The organism is Pseudomonas sp. MD330_10 (assembly GCF_042610415.1).
Classification (GTDB): domain Bacteria; phylum Pseudomonadota; class Gammaproteobacteria; order Pseudomonadales; family Pseudomonadaceae; genus Aquipseudomonas; species Aquipseudomonas rhodesiae.
Map to the genome: position 1 here is coordinate 1 of NZ_JBHGZU010000070.1, position 290 is coordinate 290.

At 58.6% G+C, this 290-nt stretch carries 1 pseudogene; it reads right to left on the reverse strand.

The window, feature by feature from the left end:
* Positions 1–290 (reverse strand): annotated as a pseudogene (locus ACFZPT_RS26650) (lipoate--protein ligase family protein); the annotation flags it as partial.

Genomic DNA, 290 nt, shown 5'->3' on the forward strand with positions numbered 1-290 from the left:
CGATTGACCGCCGCGATCAGTTCTTCGCGATCGTTTTCCATTAACAACGCCCCATGCACCAACCCTACCGGGCGGCCGCCGCTCTGACGCAACCGTTGGGCGGTGCCGAACATTTTGCGGCCATTGAGGTTGACGTTGTAACGACCGTCGCAGAAGGCACCTTCGATTTCCCCGACGGAGGCGTCGCCGACCAACTCCATCAACAGATCGCAGATCGGCTGGCACAAACGCTGGTAACCGGTCTAGATGCGATTCTGATAGCCTTCGCTACGTGGCGGTGCATAGAACAG